The organism is Actinomadura soli, assembly GCF_005889715.1.
GTDB classification, from domain to species: Bacteria; Actinomycetota; Actinomycetes; order Streptosporangiales; family Streptosporangiaceae; genus Spirillospora; species Spirillospora soli.
Genome location: NZ_VCKW01000606.1, coordinates 1 through 643 on the forward strand (window position 1 = coordinate 1; position 643 = coordinate 643).

Consider the following 643-nt stretch of genomic DNA (forward strand, 5'->3'; position numbering starts at 1 on the left):
GGGCCGGGTCGATCCGCATTCCGGCGGCGTGGACGGGACTGGTCGGCATCAAGCCTCGGCGTGGGCGGGTTTCCGGGTTTCCGCGGACGGATCCGTTCCATGGGATCACCGTGTGGGGGCCGCTCGCGCGGAATGTGGAGGACGCGGCGCTGCTGCTCGATGTGTTGAGCGGGAGTCATCCCGAGGATGCGTATCAGATTGATCCGCCGGGGGTGTCTTTTGTGGAGGCTGCCAGGAGGGAGCCCGGGAGGTTGCGGGTCGCTGTTTCCTTCCGGACGGCGTTCGGAGTGAGCGGGAGGCTTCATCCGGAGATTCGCGGGGCCGTCGAGCGGCTCGCACGGAGGCTGATTGATCTGGGGCACAAAGTCTTTCCCGCCGATCCCGATTATGGGCTTGTGGGGCTGGGGCTCATTCCTCGCGGGACGGCCGGCGCCGCCGATTGGCTCGACTCGATCCCGAATGCGCGGCCGGAACGCCGGACGGAGATCGAGGCGACGATCGGACGGGTGGCCGGAAGGCGGCTGCTTCCCCTGGCGAAACGGATGGATCCCTATCTGAGGAGGAAGGTCGGGCGTATCTTCCAGGTCGCGGATGCGGTGCTGACGCCTACGACGGCCCAGCCGCCGTTGAGGGTCGGGGCCTT

The 643-nt window shown here is 67.7% G+C and carries 1 protein-coding gene; it reads left to right on the plus strand.

The genetic code is table 11. The features are described from left to right. Window positions 1–47: 47 nt before the first annotated feature. Window positions 48–643 (plus strand): amidase family protein (locus tag ETD83_RS42110; RefSeq protein ID WP_268920548.1); only part of this gene is annotated, 596 nt, incomplete at its 3' end.